Source organism: Geobacillus sp. FSL K6-0789 (assembly GCF_038593135.1).
In the GTDB taxonomy this organism is placed as follows: domain Bacteria; phylum Bacillota; class Bacilli; order Bacillales; family Anoxybacillaceae; genus Geobacillus; species Geobacillus stearothermophilus.
The window spans coordinates 1,174,602-1,194,634 of the sequence record NZ_CP151966.1 but is presented as its reverse complement, the minus strand read 5'-3'; the positions used below and the strand labels follow the sequence as shown (position 1 = coordinate 1,194,634).

Sequence of the window (20,033 nt, the reverse complement as noted above, 5' to 3'; positions counted from 1 at the left end):
AGCTTTTACTCGCCACCCAAGCATGAAAATAACCGCTCATGGATTCATTATTTTCAAAGAAAAATAAAGTGGCAATAGGATGCCACTTTATTTCGCATATTCGACCGCGCGCGTTTCACGGATGACGGTCACTTTAATATGGCCCGGGTAGTCGAGCTCTTCTTCAATCCGTTTGCGGATGTCACGCGCCAACCGGTGCGCTTCCAAATCGTCGATCATATCCGGCTTGACCATGATGCGCACTTCGCGACCGGCCTGGATGGCGTACGATTTTTCCACGCCTTCGTACGATTCCGCAATTTCCTCCAGTTTCTCTAAGCGGCGAATATAGTTTTCCAGCGTCTCGCTACGCGCTCCCGGCCGCGCTGCGGAGAGCGCATCCGCCGCCGCCACAAGCACCGCGATGACCGATGTCGGCTCGGTGTCGCCATGGTGGGAGGCGATGCTGTTGATGACGACGGGATGTTCTTTGTACTTCGTCGCCAGCTCGACGCCGATCTCCACGTGGCTGCCTTCAACCTCATGGTCGATCGCCTTGCCGATATCATGAAGCAAGCCGGCCCGGCGCGCCAACATTTCGTCTTCTCCAAGTTCGGCCGCCATCAGTCCGGCTAAAAACGCGACTTCCACCGAATGTTTCAAGACGTTTTGTCCGTAGCTCGTCCGGAACTTCAGCCGCCCTAAAATTTTGATCAAATCCGGATGCAAGCCATGGACGCCGACTTCAAACGTCGTCTGCTCACCGACTTCGCGAATGTGCTCATCGACTTCGCGGCGCGCCTTTTCCACCATTTCTTCAATGCGCGCCGGGTGGATGCGTCCGTCTTGCACAAGCTTGTCTAACGCGATGCGCGCCGTTTCGCGGCGAATCGGATCAAATCCGGACAAAATCACCGCTTCCGGCGTATCATCGATAATTAAATCGATGCCAGTCAGCGTCTCAAGCGTGCGAATGTTCCGCCCTTCGCGCCCGATGATCCGCCCTTTCATTTCATCGTTTGGCAAGTTGACGACGGACACCGTCGTTTCGGCGACATGGTCGGCGGCACAGCGCTGGATGGCCAGCGACAAAATCGCTTTCGCCCGCTTGTCCGCTTCCTCTTTCGCCCGCGTTTCCGCCTCTTTGATCATCATGGCAATCTCATGGGACAGTTCTTTTTCAACGCGTTCCAAAATGAGCTGGCGCGCATCGTCGCGCGTCAGGCCGGAAATGCGTTCGAGTTCGGTTTGTTGCTGCTTCACGAGCGCTTCCACTTTGCTTTCCATTTGTTCAATATGCTGTTGTCTTTCGTTTAACGCTTCTTCCTTCGCTTCAAGCAGCGCCTCGCGTTTGTTGAGCGCTTCATCTTTGCGATCGAGGTTTTCCTCCTTTTGCATCAAGCGGTTTTCTTGTTTTTGGAGCTCGCTTCTCCGGTCGCGGATGTCGCGCTCCGCTTCCGTCCGCAATTTATGAATCTCGTCTTTCGCTTCGAGAAGCGCCTCTTTTTTCAAGGCGTCCGCCTCGCGTCTCGCCTCTTCAATCAGCTGCTCGGCAGCTGCTTTCGCGCCGCCGATTTTCGCTTCGGCAATCGATTTGCGAACAAAAAAGCCAACAACGGCACCAATGACTAAGGCAAGCAAAGCGGAGATGATGATCGAACCCATCGTTTCACCTCCTCTTGCTGTTTCGTTTTCCCTTGCGCCTTCTTCGCGCCATCGTCCGACGCAGATGGACATTCCCGTTTTCAACCCATTGGCTTGGTCGTTTGCCTGGCCATTTCCACGCGCCCCCGCATCCAAGCAGTACGCCGCTGCGGGCGGTCACGCGACCCTGCCGTGTACATGGATAAATATACATGTTCATTGTAAAGGCGGCGGTAGGAATTGTCAAGATATTACACAGGAGCGAGTCAGTCAAGACTTTGTGGAGAACATTTTTTCGGTTCACTACGGGTGTTGTCAATCACTAGTTAGCGAACCATTTTCAGGAATTCATATCGTAAGCGCTTTCGGACTCTCATCCCTCATCTTGAGGCGATGATAAGATATTCCATTTTTTTACACCCAACCACCATCCCGGAGCGCCGACAACGCTTGATGGATCGGCGTCCCGGATGACCGCTGCAGACACGGTAGATTCTGACGCACCACATCTGCCCATAACCGTCCGGCCTTCCGTTTGGCCTGTTCAACCCGCTTGGACTTTGTTGAGGCCGAGGCCGCCGTTCGGGTCTCTTCTTCCTCCACCAACTGCCCATTTCTCCGCCAAATCCCGTCGATTCGGGCCGCCATCGCCCTCAGAAACGCCCGAAGCCCTTGGTCTTTCCAGCTGCGGCGGGATTTCACCCGATGCGCAAACCGGCTCATCACGCTCTCGGCGTGGCCCATCGGACGCATGCCGGTCGTCTCCACCCCTTGCTCCGACAGCCACTCCCGATAGTCCCGGATGCATCCCGGCATCGACTCGATCCGGCGAATCAAGGCGGCCAGCTGTTGTTCTTTGCCTTCGTCCCCCAACGTGCCGACCGCGCTGTTCAGCTCGACCAAAAGTCCTTCTTCGTCTTGTTTCGCCAGCTTCCTCCGCACCTCCCGCCAACGCGGATGGCCGGACAGACACTGACGCAGCTCCCGCGCCACATGAAATCGATCCAGCTGAAAGCACGCCCGCTTCCCAAAATACTCCCGGCAGGCCGTGATCCACGACGCCGCGTCGCCGTTGATGATCAAAAGGTCCCGGCACGGATCATAGGCATATTCGTTCATCAGCCACTCTTCAAACCGTTCCCACACGTCTCCCGCCCCTTCATGGAGGTAGTGGCGCCGGTTCACGAGCTCGAGCTGCGAACCGTTTCGTTTCCATCCCTCGTGAACCGCCAGGATTTTCTCTTCTTTCGCCCGTTTCCCTTTCCCCTGGCGGGAAATGAACAGCCCATCCGCCTCCACAAATAGCACTCGGCCGTGCCGTTGGGAAACAGGGCGGTGCAGCGAGACAGGGGCCTCCAGCACCAGTTGGCGAATCGCCTCGTGGCTTAGGACCGCATACCCCACGATCGACTCCAACGTACGGGCCGCTTTGCGGTAGGAAGAGCACTCTACGGCCAACTCGACCGCCGTTTCCTCGAGGCAAGGGCTGATCGACTGCGCTCCATCAAAGCCCAGTTCGGCATCCAGCAAGAAGGTATACGCCCCCGCCTGCCGATCATAGTAGTAGTTCCGTCGAAACGTCACTTCTCCAAACAGCGTTTGGATCGTAGTCGGCCGTTTGTCTTTCAGCTGATACCGGCGCTTGTCCCGCGCTTCCGCCAGTTGTTGATCAATCTCCTCCAAAAGGGCCGCCAACAAGACAGCGAACACCTTTTGAAGAGTTCTGACTAATTGCTCCTCCAGCTCTTTTAATAAAGGCCATTCTGTGGTAAGATGTTTCATGGACTCTCTCCCTCCTGTTTTCGGTTGGTTTGCCAATCACCATCATAGCAGGGAGAGAGTCCTTTTTTCACGACATTTGCTTTTTCTACCGCGCTTCGCTTGGTGGCCCCGACGAGCGTCGCGAACAAAAGTTCGCAACCCTCGTCGGGGATCATTTCGGAATGTCACCCACAAATATTTTACTCACACCACAGGAGCCCTTCTTAAGCCGCGGCACACAGAGCGTTCTGCTCTTCCTCTTCTTTTTGGCAAAATGCGAAAAGAAACGGAACCGCCTGCAAGTTAGTCGGGCGTCCTCCGGCATATCCTGCAAAGGGACGTGAATGGCCGTTCCGTTTCGGCAGCTAGGAAAAAGGCGCCCCAGTCATGCCAGGACGCCTTCCGTCTGTTATTCCTCAAGCAGCCCAAATTCGTCTTGCATCGGTTCGCCGCCTGCTTCGCCATCATCGATGCCGTAATGTTTGCGGATGGCGCGGGCGATTTCTTCGGCGATATGCGGGTTTTCTTTCAAAAATTGTTTTGCATTCTCCCGCCCTTGGCCGAGCCGTTCGTCTTTGTACGAATACCATGAGCCGCTTTTTTGCACAATGTCAAGTTCAGACGCCATATCGATGATTTCCCCTTCGCGGGAAATGCCCTCGCCGTACATAATGTCGACGTCAGCCGTTTTAAACGGCGGCGCGACTTTGTTTTTGACGACTTTGATTTTCGTCTTGTTGCCGACCATATCATTGCCTTGCTTGATTTGCTCGGCGCGACGAACCTCTAGGCGGACGGAAGCGTAAAACTTGAGCGCCCGCCCGCCCGGCGTTGTCTCGGGATTGCCAAACATGACGCCGACTTTTTCGCGAATTTGGTTGATGAAGATGGCGATCGTTTTTGACTTGTTAATGGCGCCGGACAGCTTGCGAAGCGCCTGGGACATCAGCCGCGCTTGCAGGCCGACGTGAGCGTCCCCCATCTCCCCTTCAATTTCCGCTTTCGGCACGAGCGCCGCCACCGAGTCGATGACGATAATGTCGACCGCGCCGCTTCGCACGAGCGCTTCCGCGATTTCGAGCGATAGTGATAGGTAAGCCTTTGATGCAATCTCCGGCTTTTCCCCCACCCCACACCGTGCGTGCGAGTTTCCCCGCACACGGCGTTCCACCGGGACAGCTTCGATAGCCCCGTTTGGGCTATCTCTCCACCATATCACCTCGCGATGACATGGCAACAGCACCTACAATTTTTCCAGCGAACAGAACTTTTATATTTTCAGCTTGTTCCTATACTCCGTTAGTTTGTCAATCATTTTTCGTTCTGTAAACGGCGGTTCTTGGTTGCTATGGACAAGCCTATGGCATTGGTTGCATAAGCTAACTAGATTAACGGTCTTATTGATCTCACTTAAAGGTTTACTCGGGTCAATATGATGGCAGTGGAAGTTACCGGGACTTAAGTATACAGCACATATTTTGCATTTTCCTTTATCTCTGTGGCGAATAGCTTCTAAAATGACAACATCATTTTGAAGCAACTCAAGCATCCCGTAAAAATGTTTTCCCTTTTTAGCTTCTTGATAAAGAAGATCCAAGCAGTTTCTCAAGTCCTGTTCGCTTTTTACGACAAGTTTGTTTACCTTCATGCTCCTTTCTCCCTTTTTATAATACTGGGTGGAAGTGCCATGAATTAGCCTGCTTGCCGTAACATGTAGATACTTTGCCGCCCCGGCTGGTTCCCTTCACTCCAGAGCGTTTTTTCCTCCCCCATCGTTGCCTTTGGGGTTCAAACGGCGCTCCTTCATCATTACTATGGAACCGCTGACTCCCCCTAAGATATCATCGACCAGCCCTGTCTCCTCCTTAGGGGGCCTCTCACGTTCCCTACAGCCTATCCCTTCTTTTGAACGCCCTTAGGTGCCTACTCTACTCGGCAGGACCTCTGATTGGAACGTCCGCTACCCATCAGAGCAGTAACCGAACTAAGCCAGCCGGTTAAAGGAAACACCGCAAACAAGACACGGTGGTTCGTCCTGTATGGTCCCTTTTCAGGGAGCACCGGTAACCGAGCTTCACGCATAGGTTCCTTTCGTCACCATAGGCGTCTTTTAAGGAGCCCCGCACCACTTTCGCCATAGCCACATTTTGCGGCCTTAGGCTACTTGGGTTACGACTTCACCTGGCTTCATACATCCCGGTGAGGGTGCACCGGAATGCATGCAGGAGTCTCAGGCTCGTGGATATAGGACTATCACCACGGGAAGGAATTTCACCTTCCAACTCGGCTGTAGAGTTGTCCCGATGTTCCCATCGGACTCCGCTTTCGTGCCTACGCACTTATACGGAAACGTGACGCACCTTGCTCGCCCGTGTCAGGCTGGGAAAGCAGCAATTCATCGATATTGACCCCTAATTTTTGTGCATAGATGGGGTCGAGCGCGTGCTCTGCGTCGATGAAAGCTGCTTGCCCGCCCCGCTTTTGCACTTCAGCGATCGCGTGAAGGGCAACGGTCGTTTTCCCGGACGATTCCGGGCCGTAAATTTCCACAATCCGCCCGCGCGGATAGCCGCCGACGCCTAACGCGATGTCGAGCGCTAGCGAACCGCTCGGCACGACCGACACTTTGCGGTCGACTTGCTCGCCGAGCTTCATGATGGCCCCCTTGCCAAACTGTCGTTCAATTTGTTTTAATGCCTGCTCCAATGCAGCTTGACGATCTTGGTTCACTAACCTACTCCTCCTTATTCTAGGACTACTTATACTATACCGCGTTTTGCGGCCATTGCCAAGCAAAAAACGAACGTCCATTCGTTTTTTCGGTGGAGAAACTAGCAACAATCGCCATACTCATGCGGTGGAAAAAACGATGTGCGGTGGAGAATGGAGAAGGAAGGGGGAGGCCGATCAGCAGTCGGCCGCGAGCATCTCAAGCAGAAAAAAACAGCCGTATTTGGCGGTGCGGATGCGAATGGCATCACGCGTGCCGGATAAGGTGAGGCGGTGGACGACGGTGTCGCGCCCGCGCATGGCGATGCCGACATACACGGTGCCCGGCGGATGGCCCTCAAGCGGATCGGGGCCGGCGACGCCGGTGAAGCTGATGCCGATATCCGCATCGCACATCGTGCGCACGTTCTCAGCGAGCAGGCGTGCGCACGGTTCGCTTACCGCTCCGTCCGTCTCCAGCAGCGGCCGCGGCACGCCAAGGATGTGTTCTTTTACGCCGTTTGTGTAACAGACAACGCCGCCGCGCACAGCAGCCGACGCCCCCGGCACAGCTGTCAGCTCTTCAAGGAACATGCCTCCAGTCAAGCTTTCCGCTGCAGCGATTGTCCATCCTCTTTCTTTTAACCGTGCCAATGTCTTTGTAAACAGCGTTTCATCATTATACCCGTAACAATAACGGCCGACGCGCGTCAAAATGGCGGCTTCCGCCTCGTCGAGCAGCCGCTTGGCTTTCGCCTGATCCCGATGTTTCGCCGTCAGACGGAGCGTTACCTCACCGTCGTTTGCAAGCGGGGCGATCGTCGGGTTCGACTGGGCGTCGATCAAGTCGGCGATCGCCGTCTCGAGCGCCGACTCGCCGATGCCGAAAAAGCGGAGGACGCGCGACTCGATGCGCTCGGAAAGCGAAAACGTACGGCGCAAAAAGGCGTTTCCGTATTTTTTGAACATCGGCCGCATTTCTTTCGGCGGCCCGGGCAGCAGCATGTACGTAATGCCGTCTGCCACAAGCGCCATCCCTGGCGCCATGCCGTGCTCGTTTTTCAGCACCGTCGATCCTTCCAAGACGAGCGCCTGCTTTTTATTGTTTTCTGTCATCGGCCGGTTTGTGCGGGCAAAATACACCTCAATCGCTCGGAGCGCTTCCTCGTCGATCACGAGCCGGCGGCCGAGCAGGCGGGCGATCGTCTCCTTCGTCAAATCGTCTTTCGTCGGGCCGAGGCCGCCGGTGAAAATGATGAGGTTCGCTCTCGTTTGCGCCGTTTTCACCGCCTGCTCAAGGCGGCCGGCGTTGTCGCCGACGACGGTATGGAAATAGACGTTAATGCCAAACATCGCCAGCTGCTGCGACAAAAACTGGGCGTTCGTATTGGCGATTTGCCCAAGCAACAGCTCAGAGCCAACGGCAATGATCTCCGCGTTCAACAGACTTTTCTCCCCCTTTGTGGCCGGCTATTTCGAATGGGAAAACGCATGTCTGTTTTTCGCAAAATAATCCCAGCCAGACCAAATCGTAAAAATGACCGCCACCCACAGCGCCAATTCAGCGAACGGAAACGAAATGAGCGAGAATGGGAAGTTATGTAACAATAAAGCGGAAATGGCGACAATTTGCGTCCATGTCTTGATTTTGCCAAGCATGTTGGCAGCGACGACTTCCCCTTCCCCGGCGAGCACGAGCCGCAGGCCGGTAACAGCAAATTCGCGGCTGATGATGACGATCACCATCCAAGCCGGAGCGGCGCCGAGTTCAACGAGCACGATGAGCGCTGCTGACACAAGCAGTTTATCGGCAAGCGGATCTAAAAATTTTCCTAAATTCGTCACCAACCCGTATTTGCGGGCATAGTAGCCATCGATCCAGTCCGTGGCTGAGGCGATGATGAAAATGAGCGCGCCGGCAAGATGGGCAACCGGAAGCTCTGTCCCGCCGATTTGGATGCTTCCCCACCCGAACGGAACGAGCATCACGATCAAGAAAAACGGGATGAGCATAATGCGCGCTACCGTAATTTTATTCGGCAAGTTCACCACAAATACCTCCGCTCATTCAACATAGTTCAGTCCGTGCGAAAAGCAGGCGCCTTCCTGCGGAAAAGCGCCCTGTTCCATCATTTCTTCAACACGAAATGCAGCTTTTGGTATACTTCCTCTTTCGGGGCAAACGGGTAGGCAAACGGTTGGCCGTTCACCTTCATCTCAACATCGAGCGTGCGCCCGATTTTCACCCATACTTCGCTTTCGGCCGACAGATCGAACGTTTTCGTCTGCCCGCTTGTCAAGTTGCCGCGGTAAAACGTATGGCCTTTCGTATTGTATACTTCGACCCATGACGTTCCTTTGGATGAAAGCTCGATGGAAAACGCGCCAGAGCTGGCGACTTCAATCGTCGCCGTGTTGCCGCGCTTTTCCGTCACATTCATCGCCGCAGCCGGCTGTTCTTCTTCGCCAGTCGGCGCTGGCTGTTCATTTTGCTGTCCGTTTTCATTCGTTTCCTTCTCGTCCGTTTCCTTCGCCGACTGCTTTTGTTTCGCCTGTTCAAGCGGCGACTGTTTCGGCTTTTCCACTTCCGCCGTCTCCGGGCTCGTTTTCGCCGGGGGCTCGTTTGCCGTGCCGCGCTGGAGCAGCACCCAAACAAGAACGGCCGCCCCGACGACGACCGCCGCGATCAAGGCTTTCGGCAGCCAGTCGAGCCATTTCGTCCCTTCGGCGGAAAGCTGTTGGCGCGTTTTCACGCGCGACAGCGGCTGCGGAAGATCATCTTGGTACGATTGCGGAATGTCCTGCTTATATTGTTCAAACAGCTCATCCGGATCGAGGCCGACCGCCTCGGCGTATTGTCTAATGAAGGCGCGCACATAAAAATTGCCCGGCATAATGGCGTAATTCCCTTCTTCAATGCCGATCAAATACCGCTTCTGAATCTTCGTCATCTCTTGCAGCTCGTCCAAGCTGATGTTTTTTTCCTCTCGCGCTTCCCGCAAACGTTTTCCCAGTTCCGTCAACAGCCAACACCTTCCACTTGTTAAAATTAAAATCCAAATTCGGAAAATCCGTCTCCGCCCAGCAAGGACGGGCGTTCAATCGCATCGTAGGAAATGTCTTCATCCGGTTCATGGCGCAGCTCAATAATATAGTCAAAATCATCAAGCGTATATTCCGTATGGCGGATAAACATGTCCGGATGTTCCACGACCTTCGTCGCCTCGAGGCGCATCAGCTCACGGATGAGCTGCCAGTGCTGCTCATTGCCGCGGCGCGTCGAAACGATGCCGTCGACAATGAAAATGTTGTCCTCGCTATATTCGTCTTCCATCAGCTGCGTGCGGACGGTCTGCTTGATCAGCGTCGATGATACAAACAGCCACCGCTTATTGGCGCATACGCTCGCAGCAACGATCGACTCCGTCTTGCCGACGCGCGGCATCCCGCGAATGCCGATGAGCTTATGCCCTTTTTCTTTAAAAATTTCTGCCATAAAATCGACCAACAGCCCAAGCTCGTCGCGAACGAAGCGAAACGTCTTTTTGTCGTCGGCATCGCGCTGAATGTAGCGGCCATGGCGGACGGCCAAACGATCAAGCAGCTTCGGCTGGCGGAGTTTCGTCACCGTAATGTTGTCCATCGTCCGCAAAATTGTCGCCAGCCGCTCGATTTGTTCGCTGCTGTCGCAAAGAAGCAACATGCCGCGGCGCGAATCCCGGACGCCATTGATCGTCACGATGTTGATCGACAACATGCCGAGCAACGAGGCGACATCGCCGAGCAACCCTGGACGGTTGACATGAATCTCATACTCCAAATACCACTCCTGCTTGCCCATCCCGTCTCCTCCCTTGCCGCTGTCCGCACGAACGCCTTATGCTAAGTTCATACTACTATAACCGCGAACGGAAAAGCAACCGAAAAGAGGAAAGAAAAAAGAGAGGGAGCCCCTCTCTTTACCGGGTGTTATTTTTGTTGGACAAGTTTCACCATCATGTTGGCAAGGGCATGCTGTTCTTTTTCATCCGCAACGCTCCAAAGGTCGGCGAGCACCCGTTCTTCCGGGTTTCTCGGGTCGACGTGTTTCGCCAAATAGTCCCCGATTTGATAGGCGACATCCGAGATCACTTGCTGGGTCAAACCTTGTTGCTGCGCTTGCTGCAGACGTTCCGATAAAAAGTCTTTCCATTGTTCAAAGTTATCCAGTACCGACATGTTCATTCCCTCCCTCCTTGATGAACGTTTCAAGGGTAGTTTGCCTGCGGGCGAAAAAAATATACGCTCAACAATACCAGCCGCCGTTGACAGAGATGATTTGGCCGGTGATGTAAGAAGCGGCGTCCGACAACAAAAACGCCACTGTTTTCGCCACTTCCTCAGGGGTCCCGAGCCGGCCGGCCGGAATTTCATCGGCGAGCGCCGCCAATTCTTCTTCGCTGAACGGCCGGAGCATATCTGTGGCGATCGCTCCCGGCGCGACGGCGTTGACGCGGATGCCGCTCGGGGCGAGCTCTTTCGCCAGCGCCTTGGCGAACGCGTTTTGCCCGCCCTTGGTCATCGAATACACCGCTTCGCATGAGGCGCCGCACAACCCCCAAATCGAAGAAATGAACACAATTTGGCCGCGCTTTTTCGAAATCATCGGCGGCAGCAGTTTTTTCACAAGCTGCGCCGGGCTTGTCACATGGAGGCGCACCATCCGTTCGATCAGCTCGTCATTCATGTCGGTAAGCAACCCGTAATACGTGGCCCCGCTGTTATAAATGATGGCATCGATCGGGCGGTCGAGGCGGGAAAGCAGTTGGTCGACCCCGCCCGGCATCGACAAATCCGCTTCCACCGGCACGGTGTGCACGCCGGTTAGTTCGGCTTGCAGCGCCTCAATGGGCGCGCGGCGCCGGTAGTAATGAAGAAAAAGTCCATAGCCGCCTTGCGCGAGCTCGCGGGCGATGCTTTGCCCGATCGCGCTTGACGCTCCGGTAATTAACGCATAGCGCATCGAACGTTCTCCTCCTTCTGTTGGACGCAAAAAAGGGGCTGACGCAAAAGCCCCTTTTTGATGAAATGAAACTGAAAAACATGGGAAAGAGACCACCTCTGAAATCGTTGGTTTTACCAGGGGTTTCAGGGTGGTCTAGTTTTCCATGCTGCCCCAGATAGGGGCATTACCGCTCTTTCGGTCAGCCCCTGTCATTGCCCTTTTGGCACAACCTCGCAAACGGCGATTTGCGAATCGCGGAAACACACATCGGCAATGGCTGCAACGTCGTCAAGCGTCAACGATGACAACGCCGGCAAAATGTCAAACAAGCTCGCGCCGTAAAACGCGTAGCGCGTAAACTGGTTGGCGATATACTCCGGCGAGTTGAGCGCGCGCAAAAAAGCGCCGATTTTTTTCTTTTTCACCCGCTCAAATTCTTCCTTTTTTATAGTCTCCGCGGCAAACGACAGCAGCACCGTTTGAATTTCCGAAGCGAGCCGTTCAGCGTCCCTTGTATCGCCGCCGATCAACGCGAAGCCGAACCCGCGCTCTTCTGTATAATCGTACATAAATGTATCATCGATCAATCCTTCGCGGTACAGCCGTTCATAATGCGGCGAGCTTTTTCCAAACAAATAGTCTAATGCGACGTGGAAGGCAAGCTCATGCCGAAGTTTTTGTTCGCCGGCTTCAGGAACGGACGGCGCTTTGATGCCGACAAAGCACTTGTTCGTCTGCACATGCATCGGAATCACTTTTTTCTTTTCCGCTACTGCGCTCGGTTCTTCATACGCAAACCGCTTCACTTCCGGGGCTTGCGGGAACGACTTTTTCGCCTGGTTGTCGCGGATTTGCTGCATGATTTTTTGTTCATCGACCGGGCCGACGACAAACAAAAGCATGTTGCTCGGGTGGTAAAACGTTTCGTAGCACTCATACAGCAACTCTTTCGTAATTTGGGCGATCGATTCAACTGTGCCGGCGATGTCGATTTTGACCGGATGGTTGTGATACATGCTTTCGATGGCGCCGAAATAGACGCGCCAGTCTGGGTTGTCGTCGTACATCCGGATTTCCTGGCCGATGATCCCTTTTTCTTTTTCCACTGTCTTGTCGGAAAAGTACGGGCTTTGCACAAAATCGATCAACGTTTCCAAGTTTTTCTCGACATTGTCGGTGCTTGAGAACAAATAGGCGGTGCGGGTGAACGTCGTAAAGGCGTTCGCCGAGGCGCCTTGTTTGCTGAATTGCTGAAACACGTCGCCGTCTTCTTTTTCAAACAGCTTATGCTCCAAAAAATGGGCGATGCCGTCCGGAACGCGCTTCATCTCCGTTTTACCGAGCGGGACAAACTGGTTGTCCACCGAACCGTAATTCGTCGTAAACACGGCGTACGTTTTGTTGAATCCCTTTTTCGGCAAAATGTACACGTCAAGACCGTTGTCCATTTTTTCATAAAACAGCTCTTCGCGCAGCGTCTCATACACCCGTTTTTCCATCTTCCGTCGCCTCCATTCCGGTCAAAAAGTACACCGTATCCAACTCCACCTTGTCAGCGACGCGCACCACATCCTCGCGTGTCACTTGATCGGTGCCGGCCATCCATTCATCGATCGGGCGCTTTCGCGTTGAGACGACGTTATGGTACAACACCTCGACAAGCCCGCGCGGCGTATCGAGCGTCTCAAGCAGCTGGTTGCGGATGACCGCTTTCGTCTGCGCCATTTCTTCATCTGTGAAATCGCCGTTTTTCATCGCCTGCATTTGCTCATCGATGATGCGGCGCGCCTTCTCATAGTTGGCCGGTTCAATGCCGGACATGACCATCAAAAGCCCTTTATGGCTCTCAAGCCTTGAGGCGGCATAATAGGCAAGGCTTGCCTTCTCGCGGACGTTGATGAACAGCTTCGAATGGGAAAAACCGCCAAAAATGCCGTTAAACATTTGCAAGGCGTAGTAATCGTCATCCTCGTATGTGACATTCGTTCGGTAGCCGATGTTCAATTTTCCTTGCTTGACGTCTTGCCGTTCGATCACTTCCTTCACTTCCCCACGCGCTTTTGCCTGAGCTTGGGGCGTACGCGCCGGCTCTGCGCGGTCGGGCAGCAAAAAGCGCTGACGGACGGTGTTGAGCACCTCTTCTTCGTCGATATCGCCGATGACATACAGGTCAAGCTCATCTTCAGCCAACGCCCGCTCATAATAGCGGTGCAGTCTTTCCGCTGTAATGGCGTCGACATCCTCGAGCTCGCCATTAGGCGAGAGCGCGTACGGTTCGCCTTTGCACATTTCTTCTACAAGGCGCATGTTCGCATAGCGCATTTTGTCATCATACACCGCCTGAATGCGTTGACGGAGTGCCCGCTTTTCCTGCTCGACAATGTCGGTGACAAACCGCCCGCCATCAAGAGCCGGGCGGAACAGAAGATCGGCCAAGAGCTGAAGCGCTTTCGAAAGCAACGGTGTTTGCTCCGGCAAAAATCGTTCATTGGCGACATCGATACGAATCGTCATGATATGATGTTCGCCTTTTTTCGTTAAATCGACGTTCAGCGTCGCCCCGTACAGTTCATCCAAATAGGTGCGCAGCGCCTTAACGCTCGGATAGTCGGCCGTGCCGCTTTGCAAGACGTATGGCAAAAGCGCGCGCAGCGTGACCGTTTCTTTAGCAAGAGGGGCCTTCATTTTCCAAACGATCGTGTTCGTTTTGTACTTATCGGTCGAAATCGTATGGACGCGAACCGGTCCGACCGCTGTGACTTTTTCGTCGACCAATCCAACTCCTCCTTTTCTGTCGCAAAATGGGCGGCATGCTTATTGTGAGATGTCTTATCAACAATATACCTGTTGCCAAGCGACAAATGCAAACAAATCCGCCTAGTTCGTCCGATGCGCTTGGAAACATTGCCATCATGGGAATGAAAAACAGCTGTCCGGTTGCGCCGGACAGCTGCAAGTTCTACCGTTTCCCTTTGATATATGGCGTGCCGGCCGCTTTCGGCGCCTCCGCCCGCCCGATGAAGCCGGCGAGCGCCAAAATGGTGAGCACGTACGGGGCGATGAGCAAGTAAACCGTCGGAACGTTTTTCAAAAACGGAATGGTTTGCCCGACAATGCTTAAGCTTTGCGCCAGTCCGAAAAAGAGCGCCGCTCCCATCGCGCCGATCGGATGCCATTTGCCAAAAATCATGGCGGCGAGCGCCATAAATCCGTGCCCAGAAATCGTCGCATGGCTAAAATCGCGGGAAATGATCGTCGCGTATACCGCACCGCCCAAACCGCCGAGCGCCCCGCTGATCATGACGGCGATGTAGCGCATTTTGGCGACATGAATCCCCATCGTATCCGCCGCCATCGGATGTTCGCCGACCGCACGCAGCCGCAGGCCAAACGGCGTTTTATAAATCACATACCAAGAGACAAACGCCAACAAAATGGCGATGTACGACGTCACATACGCATTGGAGAATAACAGCGGGCCGATGACCGGGATGTCGCTCAACACCGGCACATCGATTTTGTCAAACCCGACTTGAATTTGGTCGGTCTGGCCTTTGCCGTACATTTTTTTGACTAAAAACAGCGACAGGCCAAGCGCCAAAAAGTTGATCGCCACCCCGCTGACGACTTGGTCGGCGCGAAAGGTAACCGACGCGACAGCGTGCAGCAGGGAAAATACAGCGCCGACCACCATGGCAGCCAATAAGGCAAGCCACGGCGTCCATTCGCCAAACCGATCGGCAAACGTCAAATTAAAGACGATGCCGACAAACGCGCCGATGGTCATCAATCCTTCAAGCCCGATGTTGACGACGCCGGACCGTTCGCTGAACACACCGCCAAGCGCCGTGAAAATGAGGGGAGCCGCAAAGAAAATCGCTGTCGGGATAATCGTCTGCAACACGTCATACATGCTCACTTACTCCGCCCCCTTTTGCCAGCGAGATAACAGCCAGCGAATCATATAGCTCGATGCCACAAAGAAAATGATGAGCGCGATAATAATATCGACGAGTTCGGTCGGCACGCCGGCGCTTGATGGCATTTCCAACGCCCCGACTTTTAAGGCGCCAAACAACAAGGCGGAGAGCAAAATGCCAAACGCGTTGTTGCCGCCGATCAGGGCGACGGCGATGCCGTCAAACCCGAGGCCGGTAAAGCCGGCTTTCGTCGAGATGTTTCCAAATGTGCCAAGCCCCTCCATCGCCCCGGCGACGCCGGCAAAAGCGCCGGAGATGACCATCGCTAAAATGATGTTGGCGCGCACGTTCATGCCGGCATACTGGGAGGCATGCTGGTTGAACCCGACCGCCCGCAGCTCAAACCCTTTCGTCGTCCGCTCAAGCAAAAACCACATGACAAATGCGGCGGCGACAGCGATGAAAATGCCGTAATGCATGGTGGAATGATACGTAATGGCATCAAAAAAGTCGGAGTGAAGCGATGCGCTTTCTTTCACCGGCTTTGATTTAAATCCCTCATCGGACAAAACGGAACGGATGATGGCGTTCGTTACATGCAAAGCAATATAGTTCATCATAATCGTAATAATGACTTCATGCACTTTTAAATACGCCTTTAGCACGCCTGGGATCAGCCCCCAAAGCGCTCCGGCGAGGGCGGCCGCCAAAATGGCGAGCGGCAAATGGATGATTTTCGGCAAGTCGAACGACACGCCGACCCAGACGGCCGCCAGCCAGCCGACGATCAGCTGCCCTTCGACCCCGATGTTAAACAAGCCGGTGCGAAAAGCAAACGCCACCGCCAACCCGGTTAAAATGTACGGCGTCGTCTGGCGGATCGTTTCGCCGATATAGTACGTATCGCCAAATGCCCCGTACACGAGAGCGTAAAACCCAGCGATCGGGTTGTAGCCGCTCACGAGCATGACGATGGATCCGGCAGCCATGCCGAGCAAGACGGCCAATACAGGAATCAACAATTGCTGGAGACGGTTTGACTTCATCACGACACACCTGCTTCCTTCCGTTTACTTCCAGCCATCAGCAGCCCGAGCTCTTGTTCCGTCGTCTCTTTCGGATCGACGATGGCGACAATTTTCCCCTCATAAATAACGGCGATCCGGTCGCTGACGTTCATGACTTCATCGAGCTCAAATGAGACGAGCAGCACCGCTTTGCCGCGGTCGCGCTGTTCGATGAGCCGCTTATGGATAAACTCGATCGCGCCGACGTCAAGCCCCCTTGTCGGCTGGGCGGCGATCAACAAATCCGGGTCGCGGTCAACTTCGCGGCCAATGATCGCTTTTTGCTGGTTTCCGCCCGACAGCGCCCGCGCCTTCGTATATTCATCCGGCGTGCGCACGTCAAATTCGCGGATGAGCTGGCGCGCTTTTTCGTAAATGGCTTGAAAATTCAACAGACCCCGTTTCGAGTACGGCGGCTGATAGTAGGTTTGCAGCACCATGTTTTCGCCGATCGGAAAGTCAAGGACAAGCCCGTGCTTATGCCGATCTTGCGGAATATGGCCGACGCCGGCTTCGATGATTTTGCGCGGCGGCAAATTCGTAATGTCTCGGCCGTTGAGGCGGATTGTCCCTGATTCAGCTTTGATCAACCCGGTTATGGCTTCAATGAGCTCGGTCTGGCCGTTGCCGTCAACTCCAGCAATGCCGACGATCTCGCCGGCGTGCACCGTCAAGTTCAAACCGTTGACCGCTTTGATCCCGCGCGCGTCCTTGACGACTAAGTCTTTAATTTCCAACACCGGTTTTCCCGGCTCAGCCGGTTTCTTAGCGGTCGTAAACTGCACCTCGCGGCCGACCATGAGCGCCGCCAGTTCGTTCGGATTCGTCTCCGCCACATTGAGCGTCGCAATTCCTTTGCCGCGGCGGATGACGGTGACGCGGTCGCACACTTCCATAATTTCTTTAAGTTTGTGTGTAATTAAAATGATGGATTTTCCTTCGCGGACGAGCGTGCGCATAATTTGGATGAGCTCGCGGATTTCCTGCGGCGTCAACACCGCTGTCGGTTCGTCAAAAATCAAAATATCGGCGCCGCGGTAAAGCGTCTTTAAAATTTCCACGCGCTGCTGCATGCCGACGGAAATGTCGGCGATCTTCGCTGTTGGATCGACCGCGAGTCCATATCGTTCCGACAATTCGCGCACTTCCCGCTCCGCCCGCTTCATATCGATCGTTCCGACCCGCGTCGGTTCGCTGCCTAAGATGATGTTTTCCGTCACCGTGAACGTATCGACGAGCATAAAGTGCTGATGCACCATGCCGATGCCAAGATCGTTGGCGACGTTCGGGTCGGTGATGCGCACCGGCTTTCCTTTCACACGGATTTCGCCGCCGTCCGGCTGGTATAAACCGAACAGCACGTTCATGAGCGTCGATTTGCCGGCCCCGTTTTCGCCAAGCAGAGCGTGTATCTCCCCCTTTTTCACTTGCAGCGTAATGTTGTCATTGGCGACAAACGTGCCAAACACTTTGCGGATATTGAGCATTTCAATCACGTATTCCAAGCGATTCACTCCTTACTCAAGCAAGGTCAAAATCACAAAATGAAAGGCGACAGCGAAACGGCCGCCCTTCATCCTATTTCGCGCAGGAGACTCCCACTTCAACGACCAAAGGGAGTAAGTGGGAGAGGAATGCGCGTTCCCCCTTTCTTTTGTGTATGATCGAATAAAGACGTGGAGAAAACCGTTCAATAAAGGCACTCCAATCACGGCTGCTCGATGTATGGGGTTGGCTGCAGGAAACGTTGTAGCCGTCAAACATCGAGCGCAGGTCTGTCTGTTGTGTGTGGAAGCCAAGTACTGCCAACAGACACACCGAGAGAATCGGCAACGATGCAGGCATGACCTGCGTCGTTGGGCAGCGGTCAACCTGCCCCCTGATGCAACCCCAAGTCAAGGAAGGAGGACGAGGTCCGTTTGCACTTCTGGGGAGTGGCAGGCCCCCACTTCAAGCGTTAGCGAAGTGGGGGTAGTTGACGATTTTGAAGAAGGCTAGCGGCTCGCGCTAGCCTTCTTCGCCGTTGTTCGTCACTTGATCGTCGCAGCGAATTGCTCGTACTCTTTCCGGTTTGTCGGAACTTTCACTTCGCCTTTGATGATTTTTTGCTTCCATTCGTCAACGGTTTTTAACACGTTCTCCGGAATGTTGCCTTGCGTCGGGGCAATGCCAACCCCATTTTCCGGCAACCCGTACTCAATCGTTTTGCCGCCCGGGAAGTCACCCTCTTTCGCCCGTTTCGCCGTGTCATAGACAGCGACGTCGACGCGTTTCACCATCGAAGTGAGCGTTACGTTGTACGTTTTGCCGCCGACTTTCACTTCTCCCTCCGGCGCTTGGTCTTTGTCAACACCGATGACCCAAATTTCGCGGTTCGGATCTTTCTTCTTCAAATCTTTCGCTTCCGAGAAGACGCCGTTCCCAGTCGCTCCAGCTGCATGGTAGATGATGTCGATGCCAGACGCGTACATGCTCGAGGCGATCGCTTTCCCTTTATCCGCTTGGTCGAACGCCCCGGCGTATTGCACTTCCACAGTCGCCTTCGGATTGACCGCTTTCACGCCGGCGCGGAATCCGCTTTCGAATTTTTCGATCAACGGAATCTCCATCCCACCGACAAAGCCGATTTTATTCGTTTTCGTCATCAAACCGGCAACAACGCCGACAAGGAACGAGCCTTCATGCTCCTTGAACGTGATGCTGGCGACATTGGGCTCATCAACAACCGTGTCGACGATGGCGAAATGTTTTTTCGGGTTTTGCTTCGCGACTTCTTTCACCGCGTCGCCCATCAAATACCCGATGCCGAAAATCAAGTCAAAGTCGCTGCGCACGAGCTTGTTTAAGTTCGTGGCATAGTCAGCGTCGCTCGATGACTGCAAGTAGTCGTAGCCGCCGCGGCCTTTTTCTAACCCGTTGTCTTTGCCGAACTTTTGCAGCCCTTTCCAAGCCGACTGGTTGAACGATTTGTCGTCAATGCCGCTGGCGTCGGTGACCATGGCGACACTGAACGTATCTTTCTGATTGCCGCCTCCCGCATTGTTGCCGGCTTGTCCGCAGGCGCTAAGCAGCGTGCCGGCGGCAAACAGGACGGACAACACCAATCCGATTCGCTTTTTCACATTCACTGCCCCCCTGGCTTGAAAATTTGTTCTTTAATTAGTATAAAGCTTCCGCTCTCTTTCTATGTACCCATTTTCACCCCCTTAAAAGCTGAACCGCTTCCGCATGACATGGAAGCTGAACTTGTCGGAGCGGAAGTAGTTGACGGAATAAAAAATCGGCTCGTCGTTTTTATCGAAATGCATTTGCTTGAGCACAAGCAGCGCCGTTTCCGGGTCGCATTGCAAAATCGGCGACACTTTTTCATGGTAGCCGAGCGGCTCGATGCGCGCAACTGCATAGGCGATGTCGCGATGCGTTTGGTTGTGCAAGTTTTCAAACAACGATTCGTGTTCGTACGAAATGCCTTTTGGCAAATACTTGCACAAAATTTTATCGAGGCAATAGACGACCGGCTCCCCGTCGGCGGTGCGCACCCGCTCGATCAACAAAATCTCGTCGTCCGGGCGGCATTGAAAACGGCGCATATCGTCTTCTGTCGGCAGCAGGATGGAAGAAGACAAAAAAATCGTTCCCGGTTTTCGTCCGGCTTGGCGGATCATGTCCGTGACGATTGAGAGCTGCTCGATGCCGGACGTAAACAGCGGCCGGGCGTTGACAAACGTTCCGACGCCGTGGCGGCGGATGATAATGTTTTCTTCTTCCAGCACCCTGAGCGCTTCCCTCAATGTCGCCCGGCTGACGCCAAGCTGTTTGGCAAGCTCAAACTCAGACGGCAGCTTTTGCTTTTCTTTGTACACGCCAGTTTCAATATCGTGTTTCAAACGGTCGATGACTTGCAAGTACAGATGGCGGTTGTCTGATTTGATTGACATGACAACGTCCTCCACATGATCTCCTGTAAGA

At 54.2% G+C, this 20,033-nt stretch carries 17 protein-coding genes and 1 pseudogene; all 18 read right to left on the bottom strand.

Annotated features, from left to right (window positions below):
- Nucleotides 1-87: 87 nt before the first annotated feature.
- Nucleotides 88-1,644: a ribonuclease Y gene (gene rny, locus NSQ51_RS06275; RefSeq protein WP_033012175.1), complete on the bottom strand. Its 1,557-nt coding sequence runs from the start codon at nt 1,642-1,644 to the stop codon at nt 88-90.
- A 393-nt stretch (nt 1,645-2,037) separates the two neighbouring features.
- Entirely contained in the window at nt 2,038-3,405 is a 1,368-nt protein-coding gene (locus NSQ51_RS06270; protein WP_342462722.1) for an ISLre2-like element ISGsp3 family transposase, read from the bottom strand.
- Nucleotides 3,406-3,793: 388 nt separating this feature from the next.
- The gene (gene recA, locus NSQ51_RS06265; protein ID WP_033012178.1) at nt 3,794-4,627 is read right to left on the bottom strand and encodes a recombinase RecA; all 834 of its coding nucleotides are present in this window, start codon (nt 4,625-4,627) and stop codon (nt 3,794-3,796) included.
- Nucleotides 4,628-4,654: 27 nt separating this feature from the next.
- Nucleotides 4,655-5,032 carry an HNH endonuclease signature motif containing protein gene (locus NSQ51_RS06260; protein WP_033012180.1) on the bottom strand — a complete coding sequence of 126 codons (378 nt, stop codon included), beginning with the start codon at nt 5,030-5,032 and terminating at the stop codon, nt 4,655-4,657.
- Between the two features lie 713 nt (nt 5,033-5,745).
- Nucleotides 5,746-6,114: pseudogene (locus NSQ51_RS06255) on the bottom strand (ATPase domain-containing protein); the annotation flags it as partial.
- A 177-nt stretch (nt 6,115-6,291) separates the two neighbouring features.
- Entirely contained in the window at nt 6,292-7,536 is a 1,245-nt protein-coding gene (locus NSQ51_RS06250) for a competence/damage-inducible protein A (protein WP_049626371.1), read from the bottom strand.
- Nucleotides 7,537-7,563: 27 nt separating this feature from the next.
- Nucleotides 7,564-8,142 carry a CDP-diacylglycerol--glycerol-3-phosphate 3-phosphatidyltransferase gene (gene pgsA, locus NSQ51_RS06245; protein WP_033016861.1) on the bottom strand — a complete coding sequence of 193 codons (579 nt, stop codon included), beginning with the start codon at nt 8,140-8,142 and terminating at the stop codon, nt 7,564-7,566.
- Between the two features lie 80 nt (nt 8,143-8,222).
- Nucleotides 8,223-9,116 carry a RodZ domain-containing protein gene (locus tag NSQ51_RS06240; protein ID WP_049624707.1) on the bottom strand — a complete coding sequence of 298 codons (894 nt, stop codon included), beginning with the start codon at nt 9,114-9,116 and terminating at the stop codon, nt 8,223-8,225.
- 26 nt (nt 9,117-9,142) lie between these two features.
- A complete protein-coding gene (locus NSQ51_RS06235) occupies nt 9,143-9,934 on the bottom strand; it encodes a DUF3388 domain-containing protein (RefSeq protein ID WP_049624706.1) in 792 nt (263 codons plus the stop codon).
- A gap of 128 nt (nt 9,935-10,062) precedes the next feature.
- Nucleotides 10,063-10,311, bottom strand: a complete 249-nt coding sequence (locus NSQ51_RS06230; RefSeq protein WP_033016862.1) for a DUF3243 domain-containing protein — start codon at nt 10,309-10,311, stop codon at nt 10,063-10,065.
- A gap of 67 nt (nt 10,312-10,378) precedes the next feature.
- On the bottom strand, nt 10,379-11,095 hold the full coding sequence (locus NSQ51_RS06225; protein ID WP_033012192.1) for an SDR family oxidoreductase: 717 nt from the start codon (nt 11,093-11,095) through the stop codon (nt 10,379-10,381).
- A gap of 191 nt (nt 11,096-11,286) precedes the next feature.
- On the bottom strand, nt 11,287-12,576 hold the full coding sequence (locus NSQ51_RS06220) for a pitrilysin family protein (RefSeq protein ID WP_049624705.1): 1,290 nt from the start codon (nt 12,574-12,576) through the stop codon (nt 11,287-11,289).
- Entirely contained in the window at nt 12,557-13,852 is a 1,296-nt protein-coding gene (locus NSQ51_RS06215) for a pitrilysin family protein (protein WP_049624704.1), read from the bottom strand. Before NSQ51_RS06215 ends, NSQ51_RS06220 begins: the two co-directional genes overlap by 20 nt.
- Before the next feature lie 184 nt (nt 13,853-14,036).
- Nucleotides 14,037-14,996: an ABC transporter permease gene (locus NSQ51_RS06210; protein ID WP_049624703.1), complete on the bottom strand. Its 960-nt coding sequence runs from the start codon at nt 14,994-14,996 to the stop codon at nt 14,037-14,039.
- Nucleotides 14,997-16,043, bottom strand: coding sequence for an ABC transporter permease (locus NSQ51_RS06205; protein WP_044741264.1), 1,047 nt, complete (start codon nt 16,041-16,043; stop codon nt 14,997-14,999).
- Entirely contained in the window at nt 16,043-17,569 is a 1,527-nt protein-coding gene (locus NSQ51_RS06200) for an ABC transporter ATP-binding protein (RefSeq protein WP_049624702.1), read from the bottom strand. Before NSQ51_RS06200 ends, NSQ51_RS06205 begins: the two co-directional genes overlap by 1 nt.
- 525 nt (nt 17,570-18,094) lie before the next feature.
- Nucleotides 18,095-19,186, bottom strand: a complete 1,092-nt coding sequence (locus NSQ51_RS06195; RefSeq protein ID WP_049624701.1) for a BMP family protein — start codon at nt 19,184-19,186, stop codon at nt 18,095-18,097.
- Nucleotides 19,187-19,270: 84 nt separating this feature from the next.
- Nucleotides 19,271-20,002 (bottom strand): GntR family transcriptional regulator, encoded by a 732-nt coding sequence (locus tag NSQ51_RS06190; protein WP_049624716.1) that lies wholly within the window; start codon nt 20,000-20,002, stop codon nt 19,271-19,273.
- Between the last annotated feature and the right edge of the window lie 31 nt (nt 20,003-20,033).

Excerpts from the sequence above, each read along its gene's own strand:
- NSQ51_RS06260 (WP_033012180.1), bottom strand. The coding sequence starts at position 5,032 with ATGAAGGTAAACAAACTTGTCGTAAAAAGCGAACAGGACTTGAGAAAC.
- NSQ51_RS06225 (WP_033012192.1), bottom strand. The coding sequence starts at position 11,095 with ATGCGCTATGCGTTAATTACCGGAGCGTCAAGCGCGATCGGGCAAAGC.
- NSQ51_RS06235 (WP_049624706.1), bottom strand. The coding sequence starts at position 9,934 with ATGGGCAAGCAGGAGTGGTATTTGGAGTATGAGATTCATGTCAACCGT.
- NSQ51_RS06230 (WP_033016862.1), bottom strand. The coding sequence starts at position 10,311 with ATGTCGGTACTGGATAACTTTGAACAATGGAAAGACTTTTTATCGGAA.
- NSQ51_RS06220 (WP_049624705.1), bottom strand. The coding sequence starts at position 12,576 with ATGGAAAAACGGGTGTATGAGACGCTGCGCGAAGAGCTGTTTTATGAA.
- NSQ51_RS06205 (WP_044741264.1), bottom strand. The coding sequence starts at position 16,043 with ATGAAGTCAAACCGTCTCCAGCAATTGTTGATTCCTGTATTGGCCGTC.
- NSQ51_RS06190 (WP_049624716.1), bottom strand. The coding sequence starts at position 20,002 with ATGTCAATCAAATCAGACAACCGCCATCTGTACTTGCAAGTCATCGAC.
- rny (WP_033012175.1), bottom strand. The coding sequence starts at position 1,644 with ATGGGTTCGATCATCATCTCCGCTTTGCTTGCCTTAGTCATTGGTGCC.
- NSQ51_RS06270 (WP_342462722.1), bottom strand. The coding sequence starts at position 3,405 with ATGAAACATCTTACCACAGAATGGCCTTTATTAAAAGAGCTGGAGGAG.